The sequence below is a fragment of the Bradyrhizobium genosp. L genome (assembly GCF_015624485.1).
Taxonomy (GTDB): domain Bacteria; phylum Pseudomonadota; class Alphaproteobacteria; order Rhizobiales; family Xanthobacteraceae; genus Bradyrhizobium.
The window spans coordinates 6563298-6590000 of sequence record NZ_CP061378.1 but is presented as its reverse complement, the minus strand read 5'-3'; the positions used below and the strand labels follow the sequence as shown (position 1 = coordinate 6590000).

The 26703-nt window shown below is 64.2% G+C and carries 26 protein-coding genes, 1 tRNA gene and 1 pseudogene (1 of these 28 cut by a window edge); 14 read left to right on the top strand and 14 right to left on the bottom strand.

Annotation, left to right across the window (positions count from 1 at the left end):
* The 3 genes from IC762_RS31460 to IC762_RS31450 all read left to right on the top strand — a co-directional run.
* Positions 1-569, top strand: the 3' portion of a protein-coding gene (locus IC762_RS31460; protein ID WP_195785977.1) for a calcium-binding protein. 451 nt of this gene lie to the left of the window's left edge; only the last 569 of its 1020 coding nucleotides appear in the window; its start codon lies off the left edge, out of view; the stop codon is at positions 567-569.
* A gap of 242 nt (positions 570-811) precedes the next feature.
* Positions 812-1408: a hypothetical protein gene (locus tag IC762_RS31455; protein ID WP_195785976.1), complete on the top strand. Its 597-nt coding sequence runs from the start codon at positions 812-814 to the stop codon at positions 1406-1408.
* Positions 1409-1541: 133 nt separating this feature from the next.
* The gene (locus IC762_RS31450) at positions 1542-2627 is read left to right on the top strand and encodes an SDR family oxidoreductase (RefSeq protein ID WP_195785975.1); all 1086 of its coding nucleotides are present in this window, start codon (positions 1542-1544) and stop codon (positions 2625-2627) included.
* Positions 2628-2631: 4 nt separating this feature from the next.
* On the opposite strand, the gene IC762_RS31445 is transcribed toward IC762_RS31450, so the two are convergent.
* The 5 genes from IC762_RS31445 to IC762_RS31425 form a co-directional block, all read right to left on the bottom strand.
* Positions 2632-3939: an NAD(P)H-dependent oxidoreductase gene (locus IC762_RS31445; RefSeq protein WP_195785974.1), complete on the bottom strand. Its 1308-nt coding sequence runs from the start codon at positions 3937-3939 to the stop codon at positions 2632-2634.
* Positions 3940-4092: 153 nt separating this feature from the next.
* A complete protein-coding gene (locus IC762_RS31440; RefSeq protein WP_195785973.1) occupies positions 4093-4893 on the bottom strand; it encodes a phytanoyl-CoA dioxygenase family protein in 801 nt (266 codons plus the stop codon).
* Positions 4894-4958: 65 nt separating this feature from the next.
* Positions 4959-5633, bottom strand: a complete 675-nt coding sequence (locus IC762_RS31435) for a GntR family transcriptional regulator (RefSeq protein WP_195785972.1) — start codon at positions 5631-5633, stop codon at positions 4959-4961.
* 199 nt (positions 5634-5832) lie between these two features.
* Positions 5833-7089, bottom strand: coding sequence for a M20/M25/M40 family metallo-hydrolase (locus IC762_RS31430; protein WP_195785971.1), 1257 nt, complete (start codon positions 7087-7089; stop codon positions 5833-5835).
* Positions 7090-7139: 50 nt separating this feature from the next.
* Positions 7140-7949 carry an alpha/beta fold hydrolase gene (locus IC762_RS31425; RefSeq protein WP_195785970.1) on the bottom strand — a complete coding sequence of 270 codons (810 nt, stop codon included), beginning with the start codon at positions 7947-7949 and terminating at the stop codon, positions 7140-7142.
* A 276-nt stretch (positions 7950-8225) separates the two neighbouring features.
* Between IC762_RS31425 and IC762_RS31420 the strand changes: the two genes are divergently transcribed.
* Positions 8226-8768, top strand: coding sequence for a methylated-DNA--[protein]-cysteine S-methyltransferase (locus IC762_RS31420; RefSeq protein WP_195785969.1), 543 nt, complete (start codon positions 8226-8228; stop codon positions 8766-8768).
* Between the two features lie 169 nt (positions 8769-8937).
* Here the strand turns inward: IC762_RS31420 and IC762_RS31415 are convergent, their stop codons facing one another.
* From IC762_RS31415 to IC762_RS31400, 4 genes are all read right to left on the bottom strand, one after another.
* The gene (locus tag IC762_RS31415; RefSeq protein ID WP_195785968.1) at positions 8938-9810 is read right to left on the bottom strand and encodes an MBL fold metallo-hydrolase; all 873 of its coding nucleotides are present in this window, start codon (positions 9808-9810) and stop codon (positions 8938-8940) included.
* A 56-nt stretch (positions 9811-9866) separates the two neighbouring features.
* Entirely contained in the window at positions 9867-10478 is a 612-nt protein-coding gene (locus IC762_RS31410; RefSeq protein ID WP_195785967.1) for a glutathione S-transferase family protein, read from the bottom strand.
* A gap of 282 nt (positions 10479-10760) precedes the next feature.
* Positions 10761-11603, bottom strand: coding sequence for a fumarylacetoacetate hydrolase family protein (locus IC762_RS31405; protein WP_195785966.1), 843 nt, complete (start codon positions 11601-11603; stop codon positions 10761-10763).
* 155 nt (positions 11604-11758) lie between these two features.
* The gene (locus IC762_RS31400; RefSeq protein ID WP_195785965.1) at positions 11759-12607 is read right to left on the bottom strand and encodes an MBL fold metallo-hydrolase; all 849 of its coding nucleotides are present in this window, start codon (positions 12605-12607) and stop codon (positions 11759-11761) included.
* Positions 12608-12728: 121 nt separating this feature from the next.
* Here IC762_RS31400 and IC762_RS31395 point away from each other — a divergent pair.
* Positions 12729-13147: pseudogene (locus tag IC762_RS31395) on the top strand (DUF3775 domain-containing protein).
* 190 nt (positions 13148-13337) lie between these two features.
* Here IC762_RS31395 and IC762_RS31390 read toward each other — a convergent pair.
* From IC762_RS31390 to IC762_RS31380, 3 genes are all read right to left on the bottom strand, one after another.
* Positions 13338-14327, bottom strand: a complete 990-nt coding sequence (locus IC762_RS31390; protein WP_195785964.1) for an NADPH:quinone reductase — start codon at positions 14325-14327, stop codon at positions 13338-13340.
* The gene (locus tag IC762_RS31385; protein WP_195785963.1) at positions 14324-15106 is read right to left on the bottom strand and encodes an SDR family oxidoreductase; all 783 of its coding nucleotides are present in this window, start codon (positions 15104-15106) and stop codon (positions 14324-14326) included. Before IC762_RS31385 ends, IC762_RS31390 begins: the two co-directional genes overlap by 4 nt.
* Positions 15107-15219: 113 nt before the next feature.
* Positions 15220-15735, bottom strand: a complete 516-nt coding sequence (locus IC762_RS31380; protein ID WP_195785962.1) for a CvpA family protein — start codon at positions 15733-15735, stop codon at positions 15220-15222.
* 435 nt (positions 15736-16170) lie between these two features.
* Here IC762_RS31380 and IC762_RS31375 point away from each other — a divergent pair.
* Positions 16171-16247, top strand: a tRNA-Met gene (locus IC762_RS31375).
* A 95-nt stretch (positions 16248-16342) separates the two neighbouring features.
* On the opposite strand, the gene IC762_RS31370 is transcribed toward IC762_RS31375, so the two are convergent.
* Together IC762_RS31370 and IC762_RS31365 are read right to left on the bottom strand one after the other, a co-directional pair.
* A complete protein-coding gene (locus tag IC762_RS31370) occupies positions 16343-16927 on the bottom strand; it encodes a helix-turn-helix transcriptional regulator (RefSeq protein WP_195785961.1) in 585 nt (194 codons plus the stop codon).
* 201 nt (positions 16928-17128) lie between these two features.
* Entirely contained in the window at positions 17129-18049 is a 921-nt protein-coding gene (locus IC762_RS31365) for a GlxA family transcriptional regulator (RefSeq protein ID WP_246801720.1), read from the bottom strand.
* A gap of 506 nt (positions 18050-18555) precedes the next feature.
* On the opposite strand from IC762_RS31365, the gene IC762_RS31360 reads away from it, so the two are divergent.
* The 8 genes from IC762_RS31360 to IC762_RS31325 all read left to right on the top strand — a co-directional run bounded on the left by IC762_RS31360 (position 18556) and on the right by IC762_RS31325 (position 26681).
* The gene (locus IC762_RS31360) at positions 18556-20913 is read left to right on the top strand and encodes a TonB-dependent siderophore receptor (protein WP_195785960.1); all 2358 of its coding nucleotides are present in this window, start codon (positions 18556-18558) and stop codon (positions 20911-20913) included.
* A 22-nt stretch (positions 20914-20935) separates the two neighbouring features.
* Positions 20936-22081, top strand: coding sequence for a PepSY-associated TM helix domain-containing protein (locus IC762_RS31355; RefSeq protein WP_195785959.1), 1146 nt, complete (start codon positions 20936-20938; stop codon positions 22079-22081).
* The gene (locus IC762_RS31350; RefSeq protein WP_195785958.1) at positions 22081-22269 is read left to right on the top strand and encodes a hypothetical protein; all 189 of its coding nucleotides are present in this window, start codon (positions 22081-22083) and stop codon (positions 22267-22269) included. The genes IC762_RS31355 and IC762_RS31350 overlap by 1 nt, the downstream gene beginning before the upstream one ends.
* Positions 22270-22415: 146 nt before the next feature.
* A complete protein-coding gene (locus IC762_RS31345; protein WP_195785957.1) occupies positions 22416-23705 on the top strand; it encodes an MFS transporter in 1290 nt (429 codons plus the stop codon).
* Positions 23706-23843: 138 nt separating this feature from the next.
* Complete coding sequence (locus tag IC762_RS31340) at positions 23844-24038, top strand: hypothetical protein (protein WP_195785956.1); 195 nt, start codon at positions 23844-23846, stop codon at positions 24036-24038.
* 64 nt (positions 24039-24102) lie between these two features.
* Complete coding sequence (gene grrM / locus IC762_RS31335; RefSeq protein WP_195785955.1) at positions 24103-25323, top strand: cyclophane-forming radical SAM/SPASM peptide maturase GrrM/OscB; 1221 nt, start codon at positions 24103-24105, stop codon at positions 25321-25323.
* A complete protein-coding gene (locus IC762_RS31330) occupies positions 25298-26122 on the top strand; it encodes a hypothetical protein (protein ID WP_195785954.1) in 825 nt (274 codons plus the stop codon). Before grrM ends, IC762_RS31330 begins: the two co-directional genes overlap by 26 nt.
* Before the next feature lies 1 nt (position 26123).
* Complete coding sequence (locus IC762_RS31325) at positions 26124-26681, top strand: hypothetical protein (RefSeq protein ID WP_195785953.1); 558 nt, start codon at positions 26124-26126, stop codon at positions 26679-26681.
* The last annotated feature ends 22 nt before the right edge of the window (positions 26682-26703 follow it).

Sequence of the window (26703 nt, the reverse complement as noted above, 5' to 3'; positions counted from 1 at the left end):
GCAACAACGTGATCGACGGCGGTGCGGGTGCCGACTGGATCGTCGCCGGCGCCGGGAACGACACCGTGCTCGGCGGTGCCGGCAACGATACGCTCTCCGGCGGCGACGGCAACGACACGCTGCTTGGCGGCGCGGGCGATGACATCCTCAAGGGCGACAATGGCAACGACACGCTCGATGGCGGAGCCGGCAACAACTCGCTGATCGGTGGCGCCGGCAGCGATATCTTCGTCCTCACCAAGGGCAGCGGCGCTGTGACCACGGTGTCCGACTTCGAGTTCAATATCGACAAGGTCGATCTGCACGGCTTCACGGCCGCGGATCTCGGCAACGACGGCGAACTGGCGCACGGCTATTTCAGCGTGGACAGCCACGGCGACCAGTGGCTGAACTGGCCCGGGAGCAATTTCGACGCATCGGATTCGCTGTTTTACCGGGATGATACCCACCAGCTGATCCAGGTCGATCACAGCCAGTCGAACCTCTACAACTCCGTCGCCCACGGCACCGTCATCGCGACCTTCGCCAACGACGCGCATATCCACACGTTCGACCTGCTGTTCACCTGAGGTAGGCGGATTTTGCAGATTCCTCTCCCGGCCCGTACCGTCTCGGTTCGGGCCGGGAATGCGCCTGGTGCAGCTGCGGTCCCCTCAGGGACTCACCGTCTTGAACTGTTTGTGATCATTCGGCCATGATTGGCCGTCATCGTCTACGACGAAAGTTCATGGTCCATTCATTTCGAGTTCCGTACTCCTTCCACCCAAGAAGCAACCCAGCCCCGCAACCTGCCCCCAACGAGGAGCCTTCCATGCGTGAGATCGTCCGTCCGGTATTTGCTGCGTTGAGTGTCGCGTGTCTTGCAGCGTCGATGACCATGGCCTCGACCAGCGGGGCGTTCGCGCAAGCCAGCAAGCAGCAGATGGCGCCCGCGCCGGCTGCTGCTCCGGCCCAGATGCCGCCGGTCAAGCAGATGGTGCTGACCGACAAGCAGGTCGACGGTGCGCTCGCCGCGTCGAAGGAAATGGATCCGATCACCGCCAAGCTTCAGGAGAACGCCAAGCCAGATCCGAAGGTCGTGGCCCAGCTCGAGGCGATCGCCAAGAAGAACGGCTTTGCCAGCTATGACGAATATAACGACGTCGTCGACAACATCTCGCTGGTGCTCGGCGGCTTCGATCCGCAGAGCAAGAAATATGTCGGCCCCGAGGCCGTGCTGAAGGCACAGATTGCCGAAGTCCAGGCCGACAAGAAGATGTCGGCTGCCGACAAGAAGGAGGCGCTGGCCGATCTCAACGAGGCCCTGAAGTCGCCGCCGCCGGCGGTCCAGAACAAGGGCAACATCGACCTCGTCACCAAGAACTACGACAAGCTGATGGAAGAGTTCGGCGGCAACGACAACAACTGAGCCGCGATCCGAAATCAAAAGCCCCGGGGGTTTCCTCCGGGGCTTTTTTCGTGCCTGATTGCATGCTCGCCCGTTGCGAGCGCGAGCCGATGTTCCCTCGCAAGGCAAACAACAATGATGGGAGCTCAAGGGCATGGCTAAAAAGAAAGTGGTTGTCGCCGGCGCAACCGGTCTCGTCGGCAGCGCTGCTTTGCGGCATTTCGGGGCATCAGACGATTGCGAGCGCCTCGCGCTGTCGCGCCGCAAGCCGCGCGATCTCTACGGCGCCCGGCACGTGGCGATCGATCTCACCAATGCGGAGGATTGCCGCCGCGCCGCGGCCGAGCTCGACGGCGCGACCCACCTGATCTACGCCGCGCTCTATGAGGCGCCCAACCTGGTCGATGGCTGGCGCGACCCGCAGCAGATCGCAACCAATGACCTGATGCTGCGCAATCTGATGGATGTGCTCGAGCCGGCCGCGCCGGATCTGAAGCATGTCGCGCTGCTGCAGGGGACCAAGGCCTATGGCGTGCACGTTCGGCCGCTCATTGTGCCGGCGCGCGAGGGCCGCTCGGAGATGTATGAGCAGCCGAACTTCTATTGGGCGCAGGAGAATTTCCTGCGCGCGCTGCAGCAGGGCAAGAGCTGGCACTGGAGCATCCTGCGTCCGGTCCTGATCATCGGCGAAGCCATGGGCGGCGCGATGGATCTGATCCCGCCGCTCGGCGTCTACGCGGCGATGCTGCGCGCGCAGGGCCGGCCGCTGGATTTCCCCGGTGGCGCCGCGCGCGTCGCGCAGGCGGTCGATGTCGATCTGCTGGCGCGGGCGATCGCCTGGTCCGGCGACGCTGAATCCGCGCGCAACCAGGCCTTCAACGTCACCAATGGCGACGTGTTCACCTGGGAAAATATCTGGCCGGCGATCGCGGATGCGCTGGAGATGAAGCCGGGCAAGCCAGTGCCGCTGTCGCTGGCGCAGGCGTGGTCGACCTGGATCGCGCCGTGGGATCAGCTGCGCAAGCAGCACGATCTGATCGCACCTCGCCTGCAAGACTTCGTCGGCCTGTCGTTCCAGTATGCCGACTACAGCATGCGTTACGGGCAGACCACCTCCGGTCCGCCCTCGATCGTCTCCACGGTCAAGATCAACCAGGCCGGCTTCACCGAGATGATGGATACGGAAGTGATGTTCCGGAAGTGGTTCAAGCAGGCGAAGGCGAGCCGGCTGTTGCCTTGACGGTCTACTTCGCGAACGCCTGCTCCATCGCCTTGCGGGTCTTGATCGTGTCGTTGGCTTCGTCGACCTCGACGTCGCTCCAGCGCACCACCGCGCCGTGGGCCACGTCGTTCTTCAGCTTGACCCGATGCGCGAGCCCGATCGGCAGCGCACCGGCGGCGAGGCTCGCCTGCGCCGGCATCAGCTTGCCCCACACCGTGTAGCCGCCTTCGCCGTCGAGCATTTCGCCGACGCGCAAATTGCGCTTGGCCACCGCGGCGACATCGCCGCGGAAACCGCGCGGCTGGCCGGTCGGCTCGTTGCGCAGCGCAGCCGACAGCACCGAGATGTTCAGCTCGAGCCCGATCAGGTGATAGGGCTTGTACATCGCGGCGTAGCGGCCTGACGCGTCGGTCTTGAGGCCGTATTGCCTGAAGCAGTCGGCGGCATAATCGTTCGGCGCCTCCAGCACCACATAGACGCCCCAGCGCAGATCGCGGAATACCGGACGGCCGTCGCGCTCGAGCGACGACACCACCTCGACGATGCCGGATTTTTCCAGCACGCCGCCTTTGTCGCGAGGCCGCATCACGTGCGGCAGGTCGTCGACGCCGCAGGGCGGAAACAGCAGTCCCTCCGAGGGCACGTCGAGCGTGCACGCGTTCGCAATCGCCGCCATCTCGATGGCGGATTTGGTGCCGTCGAGGAAGGAGTTGAACATCTGCGGGTTCATGCCGGCGGATTGCGCCTCGCCTGCGGTGAGCCCGTAATGCTGCCACACGCCTTCCGGCGTCACGTCGTGATAGGCGGGCAGGTATTTCGTGCCCTTGCCGGCCGCGACGACGCGAAAGCCCGTGGCGCGCGCCCAGTCGACCATCTCGGCGGTCAGCGCCGGCTGGTCGCCATAGGCCAGCGAATAGACCACGCCGGCCTTGCGCGCTTCTTCCGCAAGCAGCGGTCCGGCCAGCACGTCGGCCTCGACATTGACCATCACGACATGCTTGCCGGCAGCGATCGCCGCGCGGGCGTGGCGGATGCCGACCGCGGGATTGCCGGTCGCCTCCACCACCACGTCGATCGCGCCGCCGGCAATCGCGCGCGCGCCGTCATCGGTGAAGGTGGTTGCGCTGATCCGCGCGTCGTCCCAGCCGACGGTGCGGCAGGCCTCACGCGCCCGGTCGCGGTCGAGGTCGATGATGAGCGGCACCTCGAGCCCTGGCGTGTGCGGCACCTGCGACAGGAACATCGAGCCGAATTTTCCGGCGCCGATCAGCGCGACCCGCACGGGCTTGCCGGCGGCCGCGCGGGTTTTGAGGAGGTGATGCAGGTTCATGATTTCTGTCCGGGGATAAGGATCGTGTCCCGGACGCGGTGCGGCACGAAGTGCTGCGCCGCAGAGCCGGGACCCATGAGTGAGATCTGCGAGGTATGGGCCCCGGCTCGGCAGCGCGTCATTGCATGCCGCGCTGCGTCCGGGGCGTGAGAGCTACTCCGCCGCCTGCCGCGGCGCGCGGGCGAGCCGCAGCAGCGCGTCGTCGGGCACGGTCTGGATCGGCGCGAAGTCGCGATGCGCGATGTAATCCGGCCGCGTCGGGGTGCGGATGTAGTTGGAGACCGCGTTCAGCGTCAGGTAGACGATCTTGCGCGGGTAGGGCGTGATGTTGCCGCTGGAGCCGTGCACCAGGTTGCCGTGGAACATCAGCATGCCGCCGGCCTTGCCGGTCGGCGCGACGATGCCGCCCTGCTTGACGAGCCGCGTGACCGTCTCTTCGTCCAGCGTCCACAGCGGGTACGATGTGGTCTCGAGATCGTGCGAGGCCTTCAGGTCGCCGGCGGTCTGGCTCTGCGGCACCAGCATCAGCGGGCCGTTGATCGGCATCACCTCGTCGAGGAAGATCGCGATGTTCATCGCGCGCGGCTCCGGCATGCCGTCGTCGCGCTTCCAGGTGCCGTAGTCCTGGTGCCATTGCCAGACGTCGCCGGTGAAGGCCGCCTTGGCGTTGATCTTGAACTGGTGCATGTAGACCTTCTCGCCGAACAGCTGCTCGATGGGGTCGATCATGCGGGGGTGCGCGCCAAGGGTGCCGAAGGCCTCGTTGTAGAGATGCGCGGCAAACGCCGTGCGCGGCGCGCCGCTCTTCTCGCGCCACACCTCGGGCCGGTTGGCGTCGTAGATCGAGACCGCCTCGCGGGCGAGGAAGTCGACCTCCTCCTGGCTGAACAGCTCGGGCAGGAACAGCCAGCCTTCGCGATGGAAAAATTCGATCTGCTCTGGGCTCAGTTTCATGGTGCTTCCTCCATCATTATCTTCTGTTCTGACTTCGTCATGGCCCGCATGACGGCGTTGTCGGGTCACGCCGCCACGTCGATCTCCTTCAACTTCTCCTCGGTCATCCGTCCCGCCGTCTGCGCATGCGCCAGCGCGGCGGCCTCTGCGGCGGTCTCGTTGCCCGCAAAAATATGCGCGGCGATGGTCTCGTGTTCGGTCCAGGCGCTGTCGCGGTAGTCGAGTTCGGCGAGCACGGTCGCCATCGACCGGCGCATATGTGGCCATTGCGGCGTGATCATCTCCTCGATCGCGGAGTTGCCGGCGAGGCGATAGATCGCGCCGTGGAAGTCGACATCGAGCGCGATCAGGCGCGCCAGCGACGCATCGCCGCCGATCGCGCGGCCGGCTTCGAGCGCGGCCTCGAGCTGACCACGGCCGGCGGAATCCTCGCTCACGCGCGCCGCGGCGAGCCGCGCCGCCAATGCGTCGATCGCACCGCGCACTTCGTAGAGCTCGCGGATGCGCCGCGGGTCGAGCTGCGTCACCTCGAAGCCGCGCCGGCCGCTCTCGGCGACGAGGCCCTGCCGATGCAAGAGATGCAACGCATGGGAGACTGGCTGGCGCGAGACGCCGAGCTTTTCCGCGAGTTCGTTCTGGGTGATGCGCTGCCCGGGCGGCAGCGTGCGATCGATGATCGCCTCAAGTATCCGCGCATAGACCTGGTCGATCAGGTTCGGGAGCGGGTCCAACGGGATCATGCGGGTTCTATCCAAAATGGAATACGGAATTCCGTGTTCTGATTAGGAATACCTCCAGAGTGCAGGGCGGTCAAGCTCGCACTTTGAGAACTACTTAAACGATTGAGAAGGCTTGGTTTTTCGTTTACGGGGTCGACGCGAGACCAGCCCCCTCGACCGAGCAGTCGGTCACCAGTGACTGTCCCGCCAGTCCGGGCCGCTACTTCGCCTTGCCCAGCTCCATCAGCATTCGCGTCATCAGATAGAGCCGCGGCGGAATCGAGTTGATGTCGATGTATTCGTCGCGGGCGTGGTAGCCCCAGCCGGCGAGGCCGAAGCTTTCGACCACGGCGGCCTTGCCGCTGCGGCCGGCGTAGCCGGCGTCGGTCGCGCCGCCGGTCATCTCGGCGATCGCGAGCGGGCGGTCGAGCTCGGCGTAGATCGCCTCGCCCTGCTTGGCGATCGCGCGGCCGCGATCATTGGCGACGAAGGGCGGCCGGCCGGCCACGACGGTGACCGTCACCTCGGTGTCGGGGATCAGTTTGTTCTTGATCTTCTCGTCGAGCGCAGCCTGCAGCTTTTGCACGCCGTCCGGAATCGTGACGCGGATATCGGCGCCGGCGGTGGCGTGATCGGGAATCTGGTTGCGCACGGTGCCGGCCTTCGCGAGCGTCCAGTTCAGTTGCGTGCCGGGTATCGATTTCGCGACGTCCTGGGTCTGCAGCAGCTGATGCGCAAGCTCCAGCAGCGCGTTGCGGCCGAGTTGCGGCGCGGCGCCGGCATGCGAGGCCTTGCCCTTTACCTCCAGCGTGCCGGTCGCGGTGCCGCTGGCACCGAGCAGCAGGCCTTCGTTCTTGGCGACCGGCGGTGCCACCGTGGGCTCGCAGGACAGCACCACGTCATGCTGGTCGGCGAGCTCGGCAATGATCTCGCCGGAGCCGATCGAGCCGACCTCTTCATCCGGATTGAACGACACCGTGAGCCTGGCGTAATCGCGCCAGCCCGCATCGTTCAGGATCTTCAGCGAATGCAGGATCACGGCGATGCCGCCCTTGTCGTCGGCGATCCCGGGCCCGTAGATCCGGTTGCCGTCCGCCTTGTAGGGCTGCGAGGCGAGGATGCCGTGCTCGTAGACGGTGTCCATATGCGCGATCAGCATCAGCTTCCTGGTGCCGGTGCCGTCGAACGTGCCGATCACCATGTCGGCGCCGGCGCCGCGCGTGGTCTTGCGCCGCTCGGTCTTGGCGCCGAGCGCCTTCAGCCGCGCCTCGGTGTAATCGGCCATCTTCTTCAGGCCTTCCACGTCGGCCGAGCCGGATTCGATCAGCACCATGTCATGCAGGCTCTCGATCACCGCCGGCTGCGCCTGCTCGGCGGCTGCGCGCAGCTTCTCGTCGGCGGCGGCGAAGGCGGAGGACGAGGTGACGGCGAGTGCAAACAGGCTGAGCGATGCAAGCCGTTTGACGGATCGTTTCATGGTGTATCCTCCCACATCGAGCGCGGGAAGAGACTAGCATGGTGCACCGCCTAAGCGGCCAAAAACTCCAGCACGATCTCGCAGTAGCGCCGCGGCGCCTGCTCGAACATCGGATGCGTGGTGCCGGGGATCAGCTCGACGCGAGCGCCCTTCACGTTGGCGGCGAGTGCGCGCAACACCCTCGGCAGCACACCCTTGGTGTTGGCGCCGCCGATAAACAGCGTCGGCGTCCGGATCGACTCGGCGTCCGCCCTGGAGAAGGGCGGGCGCTTGTCGCGGGTCTGGCCGATCAGCGTGGCAGCATTGTCGAGCAGCAGTTGCTTCGGCGCGGCCGGCAGGCGCTTCCAGGCGCCAGGACCCTCGAGCGCGTCGATGAAGAGCAGCATGCCGCCGTCGATGTCGCCTCCGGCGATCAAATCGGCAGACGCGGCGATCCGTGCCGCGAGCGGCGAGGGGCCGGGCTGGTAGTCCGGATCGAGTGTCGCGTCGAGCTCGCCGCCGGGTTCGGCGAGGATCAGCTTGCGCAGCAGGTCCGGCCGGCGCTGCGCGACGCGGAACGAGATATGGCCGCCGCGCGAGTGGCCCATCAGGTCGACCGGCCTGGTGTCGAAATTCTCGATGAAGGCGATCACGTCGTCGACATGCTGGACGATCGAATAGGTATCGCCCGTGCCGTCCCAATGCGCCGGGAAGAAATGCCGCAGGCTGACCGCGATGACACGATGCCTTTGCGTCAGCGGCCCCAGCACCGCCGACCAGATCCGGAAATCGCACACCGAGCCGTGGACGCAGACCAGCGGCGGCCCCTGGCCGATGTCGAGATAGGGCATGTCGAAACCGTTGACGTGGAGGCTCTGCATTTGGGGCTCGCGACTTGGCGCAGCATCAAGCTGCGGTTTGCATGAAACGATCGTCATTCCGGGGCAGCCCGTAGGGCTGAGCCCGGAATCCATTTCGCCGCAATATCTGCGGCCCGATGGATTCCGGGCTCGCGCTTTGCGCGCCCCGGAATGACGCAGACCTGTTGATTCCCGGCAAGTTCCCACGGAATTCGGGTGGTTAGCAACATTCTCCAAGCCTACATTCCTGGTCAACAGCAGGCTCTCAGGAGAGCCATGGAATTTCAGGAGCGAGCCATGACCGGCCAGCATTATGCAATCTTCGCGACCGCGATCGGCGCCTGCGGCGTCGTCTGGGGCGAGCACGGCATCACCGCCACGCAGCTGCCAATGGGCAATGAAGACAAGACCCGCAAGCGCATCCTGCAGCGCAACGGCGAGGTCACGGAGGCGGTCCCGCCGGCCGAGGTGCGGCATGCGATCGACGCCATGGTCGAGCTGCTCGCCGGCAAGCCGAACGACCTCATCGACATCGCGCTCGATCTCGACGGCGTGCCGGAGTTCAACCGCGGCGTCTACGCCATCGCGCGCAAAATCCCGCCCGGCAAGACCATCACCTATGGCGACATCGCCAAGCAGCTTGGTGGTGTCGAGCTGTCGCGCGACGTCGGCCAGGCGCTCGGCCACAACCCGTGCCCGATCGTCGTGCCCTGCCACCGCGTGCTGGCGGCCGGCAACAAGCCCGGCGGCTTCTCCGCCAATGGCGGGGTGGTGACCAAGCTGAAGATGCTCGAGATCGAAGGCGCGGCGGTCAACCACACGCCGAGCCTGTTTGATTGAGCGATGGTCTCACCGCGTTCTTCACGGAGAGAGGATTGGAGTGAGGGGCACCTATCCGGCACGAGAAATCGTAGGGTGGGCAAAGGAGCGTAAGCGACGTGCCCACCTTTCTTGCTCCGTGCGCGAGATGGTGGGCACGCTTCGCTTTGCCCACCCTACGCAGCAGAGCTTATTTCGCCATCTCGCACACGAACCCATTCCCCCTGCGCTTGATCTTGCCGGCGGACGGTGACGGGAAATGCGCCGTGCAGCACAGCGTGTCGGTGTCGCAATAGCGCTCCAGGAAGCTGCGCCGCGTCTTTCCGGCCAGCGCCTGATCGACGTCGAACTTCGCAGACATTTCCGGATAAAGCGTCTGGATCGGCGAGTGCATGAGGTCGCCGGAAAACACCGCGTCGTCCTTGCCGCGGCCGAAGGTGAAGGCGACATGGCCCGGCGTGTGGCCGGGTGTCGGCAGGATGCGGGCGTGATCGCCGATCGTAAAATCGTTGCGCACGATCTCGGCGCGCTTGGCCTCGACCACCGGCAGCACGCTGTCGGTGAAGGGCGGCACTTCGGTCTTGGCGTTGGTCTCGGTCCAGTAGTCGAACTCGGTCTTGTCGAACACGTAGCGCGCGTTCGGGAAGGTCGGCACCCAGCGGCCGTTCTCCAGCCGCGTGTTCCAGCCGACATGATCGACATGCAGATGCGTGCACATCACGTAATCGATGTCGCCGACCGAGAAGCCGGCCGCCGCAAGTCCGCGCAGATAATTGTCGTCGGTCTTCATGTTCCAGGCCGGCCGACCCGGCCGCGGCTTGTCGTTGCCGATGCAGCTGTCGATCAGGATGGTGTGGTGCGGCGTCTTCACGACATAGGACTGGAACGCGAGGATCAGCGTGTCGCTGTCGTCGAGCGCGCCCGCGGCCTTCATCCACGCGCGATTCTCGGCGAGCACCTCCGGCGTCAGGCCGGGGAGCATGTCGTGCGCCGGCAGGAACGTGGTCTCCTGCTCGACGATGCGATGGATGGTGAGGTCGCCGGCGGAAAATTTCAGGCTCATGGTTGATTCCTCGTCACATGATCGAGAGCGCGAAAGGCCTGCGCTGACCGACAAGACTATGCCGCCGGCGGCACCGAGATCTTCACCGACGGCCGGTCCAGCATCTTCTGGTGGAAGGCGTCGAGCTTCGGATAGGCCTTGCGCCAGCCGCAATCGGGGAAGCGGAAGTCGGCATAGCCGAGCACGCACACGAGCCCGATCTGCGCGATGTCGAACGGACCGTTCAAGGTGTCCGGCCGGTCCTCGAACCGCGCCATGCCGGTCCACGCCCTGTTCCAATGGTCGTCATGCCAGGCCTGCCACATCGAGCCCTGCGGCCGCACCATCTTCTCGTAGCGGCACAGCAGCATGGAATCGAGCATGCCGTTGATCAGCGAATGATCGGTCTTCACCTTCCAGCGTCGCGGGCCATAGCCCGGGATCAGCCGGCCGCCGCCGAGCTCGTTGAGATATTCGACGATGACGTAGGAATCGAGAATGACATCGCCATGGTCGAGGATCAGCACCGGCAGCTTCTTCAGCGGCGTGATCTTTGAGTACTCGTCATTTGCCGTGCCCGGGGCGACGGTCGCCGGCACGAATTCGATCTTGTCGATCAGACCGAGCTCGATCGCCGCGATGCGCACCTTGCGGGTGAACGGGGAGGCGGGAGAGAAGGTGAGTTTCATGGGGGACCTCTATCCGAGTACACACTCGTGATCCTGAAAGCTTGTGAATGTATGGGTCACGAGCGGCACCAAACTCTCGGTGTCGTCCCGGCCTAGTGCGCAATTGCGCACGGGGGCCGGGACCCATAACCACCGAAAGCCGTTGTTGCGCGGCGCTGGAGCCACAGCTTTTCTCAACAATCCAACCCTGTGGTTATGGGTCCCGGCCTTCGCCGGGACGACACCGGATATGCTGCAGCGCTGTTCAATCCGTCATCCTGATCAGGATGACGAAGCCTCACCTCACGCCGCGATGATTTCCTGGCGCTGCTCGCCGAGGCCTTCGATGCCGAGCGTCACGACGTCGCCGACATTGAGGAAGGTCGGCGGCTTCATGCCGAGGCCGACGCCGGGCGGAGTGCCCGTGGTGACGATGTCGCCGGGCAGCAGCGTCATGAACTGCGAGAGATAGGAGATGCACGTCGCCATCGAGAAGATCATGGTCTTGGTGTTGCCGGTCTGGCGGCGCTGGCCGTTGACGTCGAGCCACATCGACAGGTTCTGCACGTCGGGGATCTCGTCCTTGGTGACGAGCCAGGGGCCGACCGGGCCGAAGGTGTCGTGCGACTTGCCCTTGGTCCATTGACCCAGACGCTCGGCCTGGAAGTTGCGCTCGGAGACGTCATTGCAGACGCAATAGCCGGCGACGTGGTTCAGCGCATCGGCTTCCGAGACGTATTTGGCGCGGGTGCCGATGATCGCGGCGATCTCGACTTCCCAGTCGAGCTTGGTCGAGCCGCGCGGCTTCTCGACCGCGTCGTTCGGGCCGCACAGCGAGGTCGACGCCTTCATGAAGATGATCGGTTCGGTCGGGATCGCCGCGCCGGTTTCCTTGGCGTGGTCGGTATAGTTGAGGCCGATCGCGACGAATTTCGAGATACCGGTGACGGGGGCGCCGAAGCGCGGCTTGCCGGAGACGGCGGGCAGCGAGGCGGGATCGAGGCCAGCGAGCTTCTTCAGGCTATCGGGCGAATAGGTGTCGCCGGTGAGGTCCTTCACATGCGCCGAGAGGTCACGGAGCTGGCCGGATTTGTCGACCAGACCGGGCTTTTCCGCACCCTTTTCGCCATAACGAACAAGCTTCATCTCGATCACTCCCTAAGGTCGCTTGAGGATTGTTACTGGTATACCTCGACACGCTTCATGGAACAGGGCGCGACGAAATTCAATGGCCCTGAGCCTGCTGCATTGCAGCCAAGCCTTATTCAAAGAAGCCTTGTTTCAAGGCCGTTTCTGCCTGATCACGCCAACGCGATGAATTTGAAGGCATCGCCGTCGCGCTTGATGTGGCCGGCATTGAAATGTCCGCCGATCACCAATGTCGGCGTGTCGGCGAAGCGCGAGAACAGTTCGCGCCGCGTGACGGCCGATTGCTTCGGGTCGGAGTCCGCGGTCGAGGACCAGTCGAGATGAGCCATCTGGCAGGGATGATGGGCGACGTCGCCGGTCAGCAAACCCTCTTCGCCGCCGGACTTGATGTGGATGCTCATATGGCCCGGGCTGTGGCCGGGCGTCGGGATCAGCGTGATCTCCTCGGTCAGCCTGATATCGCTCGGCACCAGCTCGGCCTTGCCGGCATCGGCGATCGGCTTCACCGAATCGGCGAACACGGCGGCGTGCGCAGAATCGCTGCTGTGGTCGCGCCAATGCTCGAATTCGGTCTTGCCGAATACGTAGCGCGCATTGCCGAAGGTCGGCAGCCATTTGCCGTCGACGAGTTTTGTGTTCCAGCCGACATGGTCGACATGCAAATGCGTGCACAGCACGGTGTCGATGCTGTCGGGCGCGAAGCCCGCCGCGGTCAGTTTCTCCAGGAACGGATCGCTGCGGTTGTTCCAGGTCGGCACGTTGCGGCCCTGCTTGTCGTTGCCGAGCCCGGTGTCGACGATGATGCGATGCTCGGGGGTTTCCATCACGAGCGAATGGATCGACATTTTCAGCCGGCCTTCTTCATTGGCGAAATGCGGGATCAGCCAGGGCAGGCTCAAAATCTCTTCGCGGCCGGCGAGCGGCAGGATGAAGCGCGTGCTGCCGACCGTCTCGAGCTCGACGACCTTGGTGATCTTCACCTTGCCCACGGTCCAGTGCATGCGCGTCTCTCCCCGGTTTCTTGTTGCTCTGGCGCAGGACCATGCGGGTTTCCGCGCGGCGGCGCAATGGATCAAGTCGGTGCCTCCTGCGTTACCGCCTGGTGAACCAAGGAGCGCGCGAATGCCGGAACTCAACATCTCCCCCGAAAAGGTCGGCTTTCTGATCGAGAAGGCACGAGAGTTCGACGTCAAGGAGGGAATCGTCGATCCGGACTCCGGCTCGAACGGTGCCGATGACGACATGATCGACGTGCTGGAAGACGACGGCAACGATCCGGTGGCGCGCGAGATCACGGGCTTCATCAATGCGCTGAGCGAGGACGAGCAGGTCGATCTGATCGCCCTGATGCGGCTCGGCCGCGGTGACGGCACGATCCAGGAATGGGCGGAGATTCGCCGCGAAGCCGCGCGCGGGCGCACCGGCCGTATCGCGAGCTATCTGTTGGGCGAGCCGATGCTCGGCTCGGCGATCTGCTCGCTGATGGTCTCGACGAATTCGGCCTCTCGCCGGGAGACGAGCGCATCACGCCGGTGCAGTAGCCGTCGCAAGCGCACATGACTTCGGAATAATGGAAGAATACCGTTGATTTGCCCGACGTGTCAAGTTGCCATGTTGAACGTGACATGTTGAACGCCGGCAGCCATCGGCTCCTTTGCATGGGGTTGTTTTCGACATTTTGGCGGTGCGGCCCCTGGCGCTTGGGGGAAGAGGAGGGGCGACCGCACCGCGTCACCGCGCGCAGTCGACGATCACGGTGCCGATCTTGTCGCCTTTCTCGACGGCGAGATGGGCCTCTGCCGTCTCGGCCAGCGCGAATTGGCCGGCGATGTTGTGCACGCGGGTGCCTGATTCCAGCCATTTGGTGATGTCGGCCTGCGCGGCAGCGAGCAGCGTCGGCGGCAGTGCGAACAGCACCAGCGTGCGCACCATGATGCATTTCTCCATCAATTCGCGCATCGGCACCGTGGGTGTGCGGTTGCCGTTGGTGGCATAGACCGCGATGGTTGAGTTCTGCGCCATCAGCTTCAGCGTGGTCGAAAGATTGCCGCCGAAATCGACGTCGATCACGCGGTCGACGCCGCGGTGCTCGGTGAAGGCCATCACCTTGGCGACCACGTCCTCGGTGCGGTAGTTCACCACCATGTCGGCGCCGGCGAGCCGCGCCTCCATGTCCTTGACTTGCGAGCTCACGGTCGCGATCACCTGGGCGCCGCCCCATTTGGCGAGCTGCACCGCATAATGTCCGACCGCACCGGCGCCGCCGGTGACCAGCACGGTCTGTCCGGCGATCGGCCCATCCGCGAACAGCGCGCACCACGCGGTCATGCCGGGGATGCCGAGCGTGGCACCCGCGGCAAAGGAGACGTCGGCGGGCAGCGGCGTCACCAAATAATCCGCGATCGTGATGTATTCGGCGGCGGTGCCGAAGGCGCGGCCGTTGCGCTGGCCGTTGAACAGCCAGACCCGGTCGCCGACCGCAACGCGCGTGACGCCTTCGCCGAGCTGGTCGACGATTCCCGCGCCGTCGCTGTTCGGAATCACGCGCGGAAATTCCATCGCGCGATAATTGCCGCTGCGGCGGCCGACATCGGCCGGATTGACCCCCGATGCCTCGAGCCGGATGCGGACCTCGCCAGGACCGGCGTCGGGCGTCGGCATTTCGCCGACGGTGAGCACCGTCGGCGCCGCGCCGGTCCGTTCGTACCAGACCGCCTTCACAGCGTGCCCGGGAAGGCGCCGCCGTCGAGCAGGATGTTCTGCCCGGTGATGAAGCCGGCCTTGTCGCCGCACAGGAAGGCGCAGGCGTAGCCGAACTCGTCGGGATGGCCGAAGCGGCCGGCCGGGTTTTGCTTGGCGCGCTCGGCCAGGATCTGGTCGATCGGAATGCCGCGCTTCTCGGCCTCCGCCTTGCCGGTGCCGCGCAGGCGGTCGGTGTCGAACGGGCCCGGCAGCAGGCCGTTGATGGTGACGTTGTTGATCACGGTCTTGCGCGACAGGCCGGCGACGAAGCCGGTGAGGCCGGCACGCGCGCCGTTGGAAAGGCCGAGGATCTCGATCGGCGCCTTCACCGCCGCCGAGGTGATGTTGACGATGCGGCCGAACTTGCGCGCCATCATGCCGTCGACGGTGGCCTTGATCAGCTCGATCGGGGTCAGCATGTTGGCGTCGATCGCCTTGATCCAGTCGTCGCGGGTCCAGTTGCGGAAATCGCCGGGCGGCGGGCCGCCGGCATTGTTGATGAGGATGTCCGGATCGGGGCAGGCCTTCAGCACCGCCTCGCGCCCGGCCGGCGTCGTGATGTCGCCGACGATTTCGGTGACGGTGACGCCGGGGTGCGCTTTCCGGATCTCGTCGGCGGTCGCCTTCAGCGCCTCGGCGCCGCGTGCGGTGAGCGTGACGTGGACGCCCTCATTGGCGAGTGCGATGGCGCAGGCGCGCCCCAGTCCCTTGCTCGATGCGCAGACGATGGCGCGGCGGCCCTTGATTCCGAGATCCACGATTTCGCTCCCTGTGATGTCGGTGGTTTGTGATGGCAACACTGTAGCCAAGTGCCGCGGCGGCGGTAAGGGACGTGCAATGCATAAGTGCATGCCGGGCAAGAGTAATAAAGCTAGATGCGCCGTTCGCGCCGCAGCCGCTCGATCGCCATCATGGCCTCCGGCGGCAATGAGCGGAATCCCGCTTGCCCGGCTGCAGAGAACAGAGGCCGCAATTGCGAGCCGTTGAGGAATTGCGGCTGGTTGGCGAGCGGCACCAGCTGATCGAACACCAGCACCAGCGTAGTGACGACGAGGCCGACCCTGACCGCGCCGAGCAGCGCGCCGCCGAGCCGGTCGCCGATCCCGATGTTAGCACCGAGCGTATCGTCGAGCATGGTCCGCGCCAGCTTGCCGAGCACGATGCCGATTACCAGGAATAGGCCGAACAGCAGCACGCCATTGGGCGGAAACGGCGACGCCGGCAGCTGCGCGACATGGGGGCCGATCATCGCCATCGCGGCGACCGCGATCGGCATCGCGACCAGATAGGCCAGGATCGTGACTGCGCTGCGCAACAGCCCGGTGTTGAAGCCGGTGACGACGGCGAACAGGAATCCGATTGTGACGAGCGCGTCGAAACTGTTCATGGAGGGGAATTTCCGCCCATCTCTGCCGAGGTCCCTTGAGCGCTCCGCCGGCTCAGCGCATGCACCGGGCGTCCATCTGCCACAATTGCAGCGATCAACCGTCCGGCCGGATCCAGGAACCTCGCAGGTCCGGTCTATGCAATGTCAGTAAAGAAATCGCCCTCGCGAAATCCGGATTTCGCAGGCAAGTCCCGGATGGGACGTTCCGGCCGCGATTTCTTCAGCAAAACCGGTGATCTCCGCGTCACAAAATCCTCAAAAACCCGCCCGCGGGGCTTTCCAAACCAAGCTTGCGTTGATACATACGCCTCGCACCCGAACGGCTTCGGCCCGGGTCGCCTTCTCAGGAAGCCCCCGGACGGATCGATCGGCGCCGTTTTGACGCGTTGGCCGACCGGCTCAGGCCCTCTTTCTGCAAGGCGCACAACGGTTTAACGCGGGGTGGAGCAGCCCGGTAGCTCGTCAGGCTCATAACCTGAAGGTCATAGGTTCAAATCCTATCCCCGCAACCAAATCTCTCAACCGGCAGAGATGAAAAAGCCCGCCTTTCGGCGGGCTTTTTTGTGCATGGACTTCTTCGTCCGATGTCAGAAATCCATGGCCTCGCTCAATTCTCTCCATCCCCCCGAACCGCGCGCAGCGCTGCGATCAGCCCCACCAGTTCGACCTGGCCGTGAACGCCGGTCTTGGCGAAGACGTGCCGCAGGTGGGTCTTCACCGTGTTCGGCGAGATCTTGAGCCGCAGTCCGATGGCCGAGACCGAGCGGCCGAGCGAGGCCTGCAGCGCCACCTGGGCTTCGGCCATCGTCAGGTCATAGGCGTCCATCAGCCATGCCGGCGGCAGCGCGGACGGCCGGGCCGGATCGAAGGAGAAGACGATCGCGGCGCTGTCGGCGAGCGCAGGGGCGGCGTAGCTGTCGAATTCGCGGTTGCGTGTCGCCGTGACCAGGACGGTGATGAGGCGGCCGTCATGCGGATGCGGAATCGCCATGGTGCCGTCGGGCGCGCCGAGCAGCGCCGAGCGCGTCATGCGATCGAGCTTGCGTGCATGGGATGGCGACGAGCTGGAAAGGGTGCGGCCGCGCAGCGCCAGCGCTCCGTCATTCGCCATGGCCCGGAGGGCCCTGTTGGCGAACTGCACATTCAACTTGCGATCGAGCAAAGCGACGCCGGCAGAGAAATGGTCGAGCACCGCGGGCACTGCAGAACGATCGACGAATGAAAATAATTCCAACATTCCACTGGTGCGCATCCAAACCTGCGCTCCTCTCGACAACGCCGTATGCGCGGACGATGTCCGCGATTAAATCGCAAAACGCATCACGCGGCCATCAAGCCGCCCGTGCATTCCTGGCCAAAGATGGAGGAAATCCGGCCAAAGCCCGCTTGCGGCTCAAGCCGCGTCGCTGTCGGCCGCAGGTTCGTTCTGAAAGTGCGTCCGATACCATTGCGGCGTCACGCCGAACTGGCGCACGAAGGCGCGTCGCAGGCTGTACACCGTCCCGAAGCCGCACCGTTTTGCGACAGCCTGAGCGGGCAAATCAGTGTCCTCGATCTGCCGCCTGGCCTCGTCGAGCCGGATCCGCTCGACAAATTCGCGCGGCGTCTCGCGCAACTCGTCGACGAACAGCCGGCGGAAATTGCGCTCGCTCATCCCGACATGAGCCGCCAGCGCCTTGGCGCTGAGGTCGTCGGCGAGATGCGCCAGTGCCCATTCCTGCGCCCTGCGGATCGCGGGAACCACGCTGAACTGGGCCTGCAAATGCGCGCTGAACTGCGATTGCCCGCCGGGGCGCTTGAGAAACACGACCAGGCTGCGGGCCACCCGCAAGGCAAACGTCCGCCCGTGATCCTCCTCGATCAGCGCGAGCGCCAGGTCGATGCCGGCGGTGATGCCGGCGGAGGTATAGGTCTGGCCGTCCCGCACGAAGATGCGATCGACCTCCAGCGTGGTCGACGGGTAATTCTTGGCGAAGGCCGGCGCCAGCGCCCAATGGGTGGTGGCGCGCTTGCGATGGAGCAGATCCGACGCCGCGAGCAGAAAGGCGCCGGTGCAGATGGAACCATGGCGACGCGCGCGCGGCGCTGCGTCGCGCAGCCAGCCGGTCAGCACCGGGTCGCGCAAGGCGTCGACATGGCCGTAGCCGCCCGCCACCAGCAGGGTGTCGATCGGGCCGTCCAGGTCGGCAAGCCGGTGGTTCGGCATGATGCTGAACCCGAGCGACGTCGTGACCGGATCGGCGGTGACCGCGGCGACCGAAAGCCGGTACAGCGTGCGGTTGGACAGGATATTCGCCATGGAGAAAGCCTCCATCGGTCCGCAAACATCCATTGCCATGATGTTGGGATAGACGATGACGACCACATGACGCTGCGGGCTGCTCAAATCGGTGGCAGGAACGGGCGCTGCCGGATCTATTCTCGGCTCTTGCATCGTCATGTCGCAGTCCGCTCCGCAGTGAGGCAGACGACAGCCCGAACGTGGTCGCCGCGCCCGGCTTAAACCTAAGGTGTTCCGGCGGCGTAAGCGAGGGCCTGATCCGATCCCGCTGAGTGATCCGGTAACAGTCCGCCCGACGGCTGCGAGCCGTTGTCGTGTCGGATGGAACCCGGCTCGTCCTGGATGCGTGTCCTGCTGACGTTATATCCGATCGGCTATATCGTGCGCGATCGCGGTCATCCAGGCAAAGCCGATGGCGAGTTCGCGCTCATTGCTGGCGTCATCGCGACATGTTGGAACGGGTCTAAGATAAGTTCTATCAACACAACCTGCGCGCATGCTTTCCACAACGGAGCCCCGTCGTTACGGCTGAGCGATCAGTGGCATGGGGCGTGGATGTGGGACTTCAGGGCAACGGAGCGAAGACTCCAGTCATCGTGTGTTTGAGCGTGGCGTTGGCGGGATATGCGACAGCGGCGGCCGCGCAGACATTGCCGAGCGGGCAGGGCGCAGCGACGCTTCCTCCGGTGACGGTCGATGCGCCGAAGCAGCGGGCGCAATCGCGCGGAACGGCACCGCGTACCGCTCGCGCGGCGCGCACGGCCAGGCCGCGAGTCGCGCCGGGACCGCGCGGCCCGCAGAGCGCACCGCATGTCGAGACCGCGGCCAGCCGCGGCACGTTCCAGCAGGGTAACGGCCCGATCCAGGGCTACGTCCCGCATCGGACGCTCGCCGGCACCAAGACCAACACGCCGATCCTCGAAGTGCCGCAGTCGGTTTCAGTGATCGGCACCGACCAGATCCGCGACCAGGGTGCGCGCTCGGTGGTGCAGGCGGTCGGCTATACGCCGGGCATCGTCACCAACAGCCCGAACGACACGCGGTTTGAATCAATATTCATCCGCGGCTTCCAGGCACAGCTCTTCCTCGATGGCATGCGGCTGCCCTACGGTGCGGCTTCGTTCGGCCAGCCAAAACTCGATCTCGCACTTCTGGAACGGGTCGAGGTGCTGCGCGGGCCCGGCTCATCGCTCTATGGACAGGCCCCTCCCGGCGGCTTCGTCAACATGGTTAGCCGCCTGCCCACGGCTTCGCCGCTCAACTCGTTCGAATTGCTTGCCGACAACTGGGGCAAGGTGCAGGCCAATTTCGACGTCGGCGGCGTCGGTGCGGTCAATCAGAAGGGCGATCTGTTCTGGCGCATTGCCGGTACCATCCACGACGGCGGCACGCAGACCGATTTCGTCAACGACTTTCGCGGCGCGATTGCACCATCCTTTACCTACAAGCCTGATCTCGACACCACTTTCACCTTCCTGAGCGGCTATCAGCGCGACATCACCGGTCTGGCGTTGCAGTTCTTCCCGTCGCAAGGAACGCTGTATTCCAATCCCAACGGCCGCATTCCCCTGACCAAGTTCCTTGGCGAACCCGGCTTCGATCATTTCGATCGTACCCAGGCGTGGGTTGGTTATCAGTTTGAGCACTCGTTCAACGAAGTTTGGACGGTGCGGCAGAACGTCCGCTACTTCGACCTTGAGACCAACACCTATGCTGTCGCTGGCGGCGGTGCGATCGGCTCGGCGGCCCTTCCCAACACGGCCTCGGGAGACTTCAGCACGCTCAATCGCGCTGCTTTCTCGTTCCCGGAGGATGCGAGTTCCGTCACCTTGGACAATCAGGCCGAGGCGCGGTTCACCACGGGCGCACTCGCGCACACCGCGCTGTTTGGCGTCGACTATCGCCACATCGACAGTCAAATCAACATGACCGTCGGCGCTGCACCTCAGATCAATCTCTACAACACGGTCTATGGCGCTGCGATTGCGTTTCCAACGACGACGACCAATCACTCCAGCCAGGTGCAGGACCAGACCGGTCTCTACCTGCAGGACCAGGTCGCGCTCGGCCGGTGGCGCCTGACCCTGACTGGTCGCAGCGACTGGGTTACGACTGACTCGATGAATTTCGTGACCAACAAGCAGACGACCCAGAATGATCAGGCATTCACCGGTCGTGCCGGCCTGAACTACATCTTCGACTCCGGCATTGCGCCCTATATCGCCTATGCGACCTCATTCCAGCCGACGTTGGGGGTGACAGTGGCCGGCGGTGCGCCCGTCCCGACCACCGCCCAGCAGGCCGAGATCGGCGTCAAATACCAGGCCGCCGGTACGAACTTGCTACTGACTGCAGCGCTGTTCGACCTAACGCAGCAGAACGTCGTTACGCCGTCGGCCATTGTGGGGTTCAGCGATCAGACCGGCGAGGCGCGATCGCGTGGTGGCGAGTTCGAGGCACAAGTAAGTTTGACGGAAGGGCTCAAGCTGCTTGCCTCCTACGCCTATACCGACACCTTGACGACCAAGACCAATACGCCCTCCCAGCTCAACAAGCACCTCATCGTCCAGCCGATGAATCAGGCGGCGCTATGGGCCGATTACACCTTTCAGCAGGGCCAGCTCACGGGCTTCGGCTTCGGCGGCGGCGTGCGCTACATTGGCGATTCCTATGGCGACCTCGCCAACACGCTTTCGATTCCGAGCTACACGCTGTTCGATGTGGCCGTGCATTACGACCTGTCCAATCTCGACCGTCGGCTGCGCGGCGTCACGCTCGCGGTGAATGCCACCAACCTGTTCGACAAGTATTACGTCTCCTGGTGCTCGACGGCGAACTCCTGTTTCCTCGGCTCCGGGCGAACCGTGATCGGCAGCGTTCGCTACACCTGGAATTGAGATCGAGGAAGGACATCTCCGCATGACGCCGCATTCGATCCGGGCCTGGAAGGGCGTCCACAAATGGACCAGCCTGATCTGCACGCTGTTCCTGCTGCTGCTATGCATCACCGGGCTGCCGCTGATCTTCCACGATGAGATCGATTCCGCGTTGGGCGCCACGATCGAGCCCGATCCGGCCGCAGGCGCGGCGCCCTTGCTGAGTTTCGACCGTATCCTCGAGATCGCCCGCGCGGCGCAACCAAAGCAGGTTATCACCATCGTCGGTGCCGACGACGAGGATCCGATCTGGCACGTCTACATGGCATCGACCGTCACTGCGCCGAAAGCCGACGTCATCGTCAGCATCGACGCGCGTTCGGGGCGGATCCTTCACGTCGGCGCGGCCGCCCGCGGCGCGGTCACCAAGTTTCTGCTCGACCTGCACACCGATCTGTTTTTGGACCAGCCGGGCATGCTGTTTCTCGGCGCCATGGGTCTCTGCTTCCTGCTCGCGATCGTCTCCGGCGTCGTCGTCTACGGGCCGTTCATGCGACGGTTGGATTTCGGCGCGATCCGGCCGCGCCGCCGCCTGTACTGGCTCGACCTGCATAATCTGCTCGGCATCGTGATCCTGGCATGGACGCTCGTCGTCGGCGTCACCGGCGTCATCAACACGCTCTCGACACAGATCGCGCAGCATTGGCAGCGCACCGAGCTGGTCGCGATGCTTGGGCCCTGGCGCAACGCCGCGGTGCCTGCGCAACTGGCGTCGGCTCAACTCGCGATCGACACGGCGCTGGCGCACGCGCCGGGCATGAAGGTGCAGTCCGTCGCCATGCCGGGATCGCAATTTGCCGGCGGTCATCACTACGGCGTCTATCTCCGCGGCAACCAGCCGCTCACCTCGCGCCTGCTCAAGCCGGTGCTGATCAATGCGGACGACGGCTCGTTCGGCGAAACGCGGGACATGCCGCTCTACGTCCAGGCGTTGTTCGTCTCGCGCCCGCTGCATTTCGGCGACTATGGCGGGCTGCAGCTGAAGATCATCTGGGCGCTGCTCGATCTCGCGACCATCATCGTGCTCGGCAGCGGCGTCTATCTCTGGGCGGTGAAGCTGCGCAAGGCTCCGGCGCGTGCGTCAATTGCGGCGGCGTCGCCGCTCGTCGTCGGTGCGGAGCGATCCTGATGTCCGCGACAAAGCGTTCGGTCACGCAAATCTTCCTGGCGCCGGTTGTGATCTCGGCCGTGATCGCCTTCGGGCTGGTCTCGGCCCTGCTCGGCGACGGGATCTGGGACCAAGCCTCCTGGCTCGCGCTTGCCGTGCCGCTGGTCGTGATCGCGTTCTACGTCGGCCGGCGCTCCGCGCGGAGCTGATCCCGCCGCATTGCATTCCTGGCGTCCGCACGATCCCGTCGCTGACGCACGCCATTCTCGTGCCGGATACCTCCGTCCCGTTTGCCGGAGATGTCCCCCCGAGCAAACCTCGCCATAGTCCCCACACAAAAAACGTGTGAGGAAACATGACCGAGAGCATCGTCGATGCCGTTGCGCCGCCAGCCGCGGTACCTGACGCCGCGTCGCCGCGAAAAGTGTTTTGGGCGACCTGGTTCGGCTGGATGCTCGATGGCTTCGATTCTTCGATGTACGGCTACATCCTGGTCGGCGCGCTGAGCGAGCTGCTGCCGGCGAGCGGGATCGAGCCGAGCAAGGCCAATATCGGTATCTATGGCGGGCTGTTATTCTCGATCTTCATGCTGGGCTGGGCCTGCTCGATGGTCTGGGGCTGGGCCGCCGATCGTTACGGCCGCGTCAGGATCATGTGCTGGACGGTGCTGGTCTACTCCTTGTTCACGGCATTGTGCGGGCTTGCGACCGGGATCGTGATGTTCGCGCTGTTTCGCTTCGTCGCCGGCTTCGGCATCGGCGGCGAGTGGGCCGCGGGCACCCCGCTGCTGCAGGAGTCCGTGCCCGAGAATACGCGGGTGCGGCTCGCCGGATGGCTGCATACGGCGACGCCGACCGGGCTGTTCCTGGCCGCCGCCGTCACGCTTGCGATCGGCAACACCCTCGGCTGGCGCGGCATGTTCCTGCTCGGCATCCTGCCGGCGCTGCTAATCGCGTATCTGCGCAGTAATATTCCCGAGCCCGCGAACCATGCGTCGCGTGAGCGGCCTTCGGTCACGGAATTGTTTGCCGGCGACCAGGCGCGCACCACCTGGGCCGCGGCGCTCCTGATGGCCTGCATCATCTTCGGCCTGTGGTCCTCGAATTTCTGGGCGCCGACCGTGATCGCGACCAAGCTGGTCGCCGCGGGCGCGACACCAGCACATGCGCAGGAGATGGGGGCGGTGGCCGGCCTGATCACCAATGTCGGCACGCTGATCGGTTGCTTCCTGGTGCCGTCGATCACCGGCTGGCTCGGCAGCCGGCGACGCACCGCGGTCCTGTTCTTCATCGGCGGCGTGGTTTCGGTCGTGGTCTGCTATCAGGTCGCGATCGCGTGGCTCGACAGCCTGACGCTGTTCATGGTGCTCTTGCCGGTGCTCGGCTTTTTCACCAACGGCGTGTTCGGACTGTTCACGATCTGGCTGCCGGAGATGTTTCCCAGTGCGCTGCGCGGCTCGGGCTCCGGTTTCGCCTTCAGCATGGGCCGCGTGCTCGGCGCCGCCGGCCCGACCTTGATCGGCGCGCTTGCCGCCCGCACCGGAAGCTTCCCGCTGGCGATCTCGCTGTTGTCGCTGATCTATCTGATCGGCCTGCCGCTGATCAAGCTGGCGCCGGAGACGGCCGGAAAGCCGCTGGCAAGATAGGCGAAGCGCGCTTCGCTCGCATGCGCAATGAGCGCATCAGAAATTGTTGATCAAGCAAAGTTAGTCACCCTTGCCGAATGCTACTTGACATTGCATTTTTGTCGTGGTCGCTTTTCTTCTTTCAGAAGGAGATTGATCATGACCAAATCGGAACGCGATGCAGATGTGCAATCTCAGTTGGCGGCGGCGCAACAGGCGCTCGGCGTCAACGCAGAATTTGCGCAGTCGTGCGACGCCAAGTTTCTCGGGGCCGGCAGGCGCGACACCGACAGCCCGGTGATCCATGAGTGGTTTCAGGATTGGTCGCGATTCCACAAGGGCCCGGCCCTGTAGGTCGAGCGCCTCACCTTCGGGATAGCTTCCTCCGTAACAGCCGAACACCGGCGTTCGTAACGGCTTGACAGCGCCCGTCGGCGGCGAAAGTGGGCACACGCGCATGTTCGGCGGTACGCTCGTTGTCGTTCAGGGAACGCCATTCTGCAACATCGATTGCAGTTACTGCTACTTGCCGGACCGCGCGAGCTCTCAGCGGATGTCAAACGAGGTGCTTTCGGCGATCTTCCGCAGGGCCTTCGAGAGCCGGCGAACGATCGATCCGATCACGTTCCTCTGGCACGCCGGTGAGCCGCTGGCCGCCCCTCTTGCAATGTACGAGCAGGCATTCGAGCTCGCGGTTGCAGAGAACCGTCCCTTCGGCAGGGAGTTCCGCTTCGCGATCCAGACCAACGGGACGCTGATCAACCGCAAATGGACCGATTTCGTTCGGCGTCGCGACATCCGGATCGGCGTGAGCCTGGATGGGCCAGCCTTCGTGCACGATTTCCACCGCAAGGATCGTTCGGGACGAGGGACGCATGCGCGAACGATGGCCGGCATCGCGCATCTTCGGTCTGCCGATATTGGATTTTCGGCGATCGCGGTCGTCTCCGACCATTCGCTCGACTATCCCGACGAAATTTTCGAGTTCTTTGAGCGGGAGGATATCGTAAATGTCGCGTTTAACGCAGAGACGACGCTCGGCGTTCACCTGAACTCGACGCTTCATTCGTTCGAACGGATGGAGCGGTTCTTCATCCGGTTCCTGCAGCGCATCAGCAAGAGCAAATCCCTGTTCAACATTCGCGAGATCAGCGACGCCTATCGCGCGATCAGGAATCGCGAAGGCATTTCCAACATCCATGCCGGGCGAAACAGCACGAACGCGCCCTACGATGTCATTACGGTGGATCGCTCGGGCGCCTTCTCGACGTTCTGTCCGGAGCTCAGATCCGCGTCCGCCCCCCGCTACTCCGATTTCATCATGGGAAACGTGATGTCCGATTCTTTCGACGCCATGGAGGCCAACGCGGTCTTCAAGCAGGTGAATGAGGAGATCAGGAGGGGGGTCGATTCCTGCCGGACCAGTTGTCCATACTGGTTCGCCTGCTACGGAGGTGCTCCCTCCAGCAAATTCTTCGAGACCGGCCGGTTCGACGGCACCGAGAGCGGGCATTGCCGGCATCAGAAGCAGGCCGTGGTTTCGGCTCTCATGAAACATATCGCGGTCGAAGGCGGCCTTGGACTTGCTGACGGCTCGAACGGATTTGCCCGGAATGGACACGCGCGCAACGTCGTTTGATGGTCGGCAACTCGTCGCCGGCGTGCAGATCTTCGACGTAACCGGCGAAGCCGTCGCGGCAAGGGTTGCGCGAAGCGACGGTACCGTCGTGGCGGATGCCGACGATTACGAACATGGCACGAGAATTCCGCGCAAGCCGTGGACACCGCTGCAACCGGGCGAACTGAGCCGAGTCGAGGGGGATACCGCTGGATTTATGAAGGGAAGCTCTGTCGCGGTCGTTCGTGTCCCGGACGAACTGGTTGCCGCGATCGGTAGGACGGAGTTGTTCAGCGACCCGGCGTCGATCGAACCGGCGATCATCCGGTTTGCAACACTTTTGAGCGTGGGAGCACGAGCCCCGCCCCGTCTTCTCGGGCCAAACTCGCGGCGGATCGGGTTGCCGACTTCGACCTACGATCCGCGTACCTCGCAGTTGATTGGACTGCATGTCGACAGCTTCTATGGGCAGCCGATCGCGTCCCGTCATCTCGCGCCAAATCGGCTTTGCCTGAATGCAGGCAGGGAAGATCGTTTCCTCCTCTTCATCAATCTGACACTGCTGCAAATGCGGAACACCCTCATGGAGGCGGGAGTCGCGGATCCACGCGTCACTGGAAACAGTATCGACGTCGGCGACGTGTTCATGGCGGAATTTCCGGACTATCCGGTGTTGAAGCTGACCGTTCGTCCTGGAGAGGCCTACATTGCGCCAACGGAGAATGTGATTCACGACAGTACGACGGAGGACAAAATCGAGCGCGACGTGACGATCACGCTGCTTGGCGAATTCGCCCTGCCTTCGTCCGGCGGAGCTTGACGTGTTGGTCTACCGGGCAGATCGTCCAAATCTCGCTATGACGTTCAGTCCCCGCATCTTCTATCGCAGCGAGGATTATTCGGTCAGCTCGAATCGGCCCGAGCCTGGCCTGGTTGCCGATCAGCTGCTTTATGCAGCCGACGGGGTCGGTATGACTCTTCATCTTTTCCCGCGAATTGACCGGATCAGCGTCGTGCTCGATTGCGATGCAATGGCACGACTGTCTCAATGTGGAGTCGAGGTCGATGCCGCCAAGCAGGCGGTGGTTTTCATGGCACACCACGATCTGCGCCAAGTGCAAAGGTTTCGACCGACCGTCTATGCGTTCGATGCGCACTCGTTTGTCCGCGTGGCCAGCGGTGAATTCGTTTCGCGAAGCGCGGTCACCGCTGTCGGCGTAGAGCACTATTGCATGAGGCAAGCACTGCGCGAGTGGCAAACACAGTTGCGAGGTGTGTCCGATCTAACGGAATGCGAAACACGGCTAAAAAACGTCGGCATTCGATACGCTACGCAGAAATTCGGCGCGGATGCGGCCGTCTCCCCCCGGGGCCAGTGAAAGCGCGTCGCGGCCGACCGAG

Coding starts and splice junctions, on each gene's coding strand:
- IC762_RS31330 (WP_195785954.1), top strand. CDS start 25,298: ATGGACACGCGCGCAACGTCGTTTGATGGTCGGCAACTCGTCGCCGGC.
- IC762_RS31435 (WP_195785972.1), bottom strand. CDS start 5,633: ATGATCCCGTTGGACCCGCTCCCGAACCTGATCGACCAGGTCTATGCG.
- IC762_RS31355 (WP_195785959.1), top strand. CDS start 20,936: ATGACGCCGCATTCGATCCGGGCCTGGAAGGGCGTCCACAAATGGACC.
- IC762_RS31380 (WP_195785962.1), bottom strand. CDS start 15,735: ATGAACAGTTTCGACGCGCTCGTCACAATCGGATTCCTGTTCGCCGTC.
- IC762_RS31455 (WP_195785976.1), top strand. CDS start 812: ATGCGTGAGATCGTCCGTCCGGTATTTGCTGCGTTGAGTGTCGCGTGT.
- IC762_RS31350 (WP_195785958.1), top strand. CDS start 22,081: ATGTCCGCGACAAAGCGTTCGGTCACGCAAATCTTCCTGGCGCCGGTT.
- IC762_RS31420 (WP_195785969.1), top strand. CDS start 8,226: ATGACCGGCCAGCATTATGCAATCTTCGCGACCGCGATCGGCGCCTGC.
- IC762_RS31365 (WP_246801720.1), bottom strand. CDS start 18,049: ATGGAGGCTTTCTCCATGGCGAATATCCTGTCCAACCGCACGCTGTAC.
- IC762_RS31340 (WP_195785956.1), top strand. CDS start 23,844: ATGACCAAATCGGAACGCGATGCAGATGTGCAATCTCAGTTGGCGGCG.
- IC762_RS31410 (WP_195785967.1), bottom strand. CDS start 10,478: ATGAAACTCACCTTCTCTCCCGCCTCCCCGTTCACCCGCAAGGTGCGC.
- IC762_RS31445 (WP_195785974.1), bottom strand. CDS start 3,939: ATGAACCTGCATCACCTCCTCAAAACCCGCGCGGCCGCCGGCAAGCCC.
- IC762_RS31450 (WP_195785975.1), top strand. CDS start 1,542: ATGGCTAAAAAGAAAGTGGTTGTCGCCGGCGCAACCGGTCTCGTCGGC.
- IC762_RS31440 (WP_195785973.1), bottom strand. CDS start 4,893: ATGAAACTGAGCCCAGAGCAGATCGAATTTTTCCATCGCGAAGGCTGG.
- IC762_RS31400 (WP_195785965.1), bottom strand. CDS start 12,607: ATGCACTGGACCGTGGGCAAGGTGAAGATCACCAAGGTCGTCGAGCTC.
- IC762_RS31345 (WP_195785957.1), top strand. CDS start 22,416: ATGACCGAGAGCATCGTCGATGCCGTTGCGCCGCCAGCCGCGGTACCT.
- IC762_RS31425 (WP_195785970.1), bottom strand. CDS start 7,949: ATGCAGAGCCTCCACGTCAACGGTTTCGACATGCCCTATCTCGACATC.
- IC762_RS31430 (WP_195785971.1), bottom strand. CDS start 7,089: ATGAAACGATCCGTCAAACGGCTTGCATCGCTCAGCCTGTTTGCACTC.
- IC762_RS31415 (WP_195785968.1), bottom strand. CDS start 9,810: ATGAGCCTGAAATTTTCCGCCGGCGACCTCACCATCCATCGCATCGTC.
- IC762_RS31405 (WP_195785966.1), bottom strand. CDS start 11,603: ATGAAGCTTGTTCGTTATGGCGAAAAGGGTGCGGAAAAGCCCGGTCTG.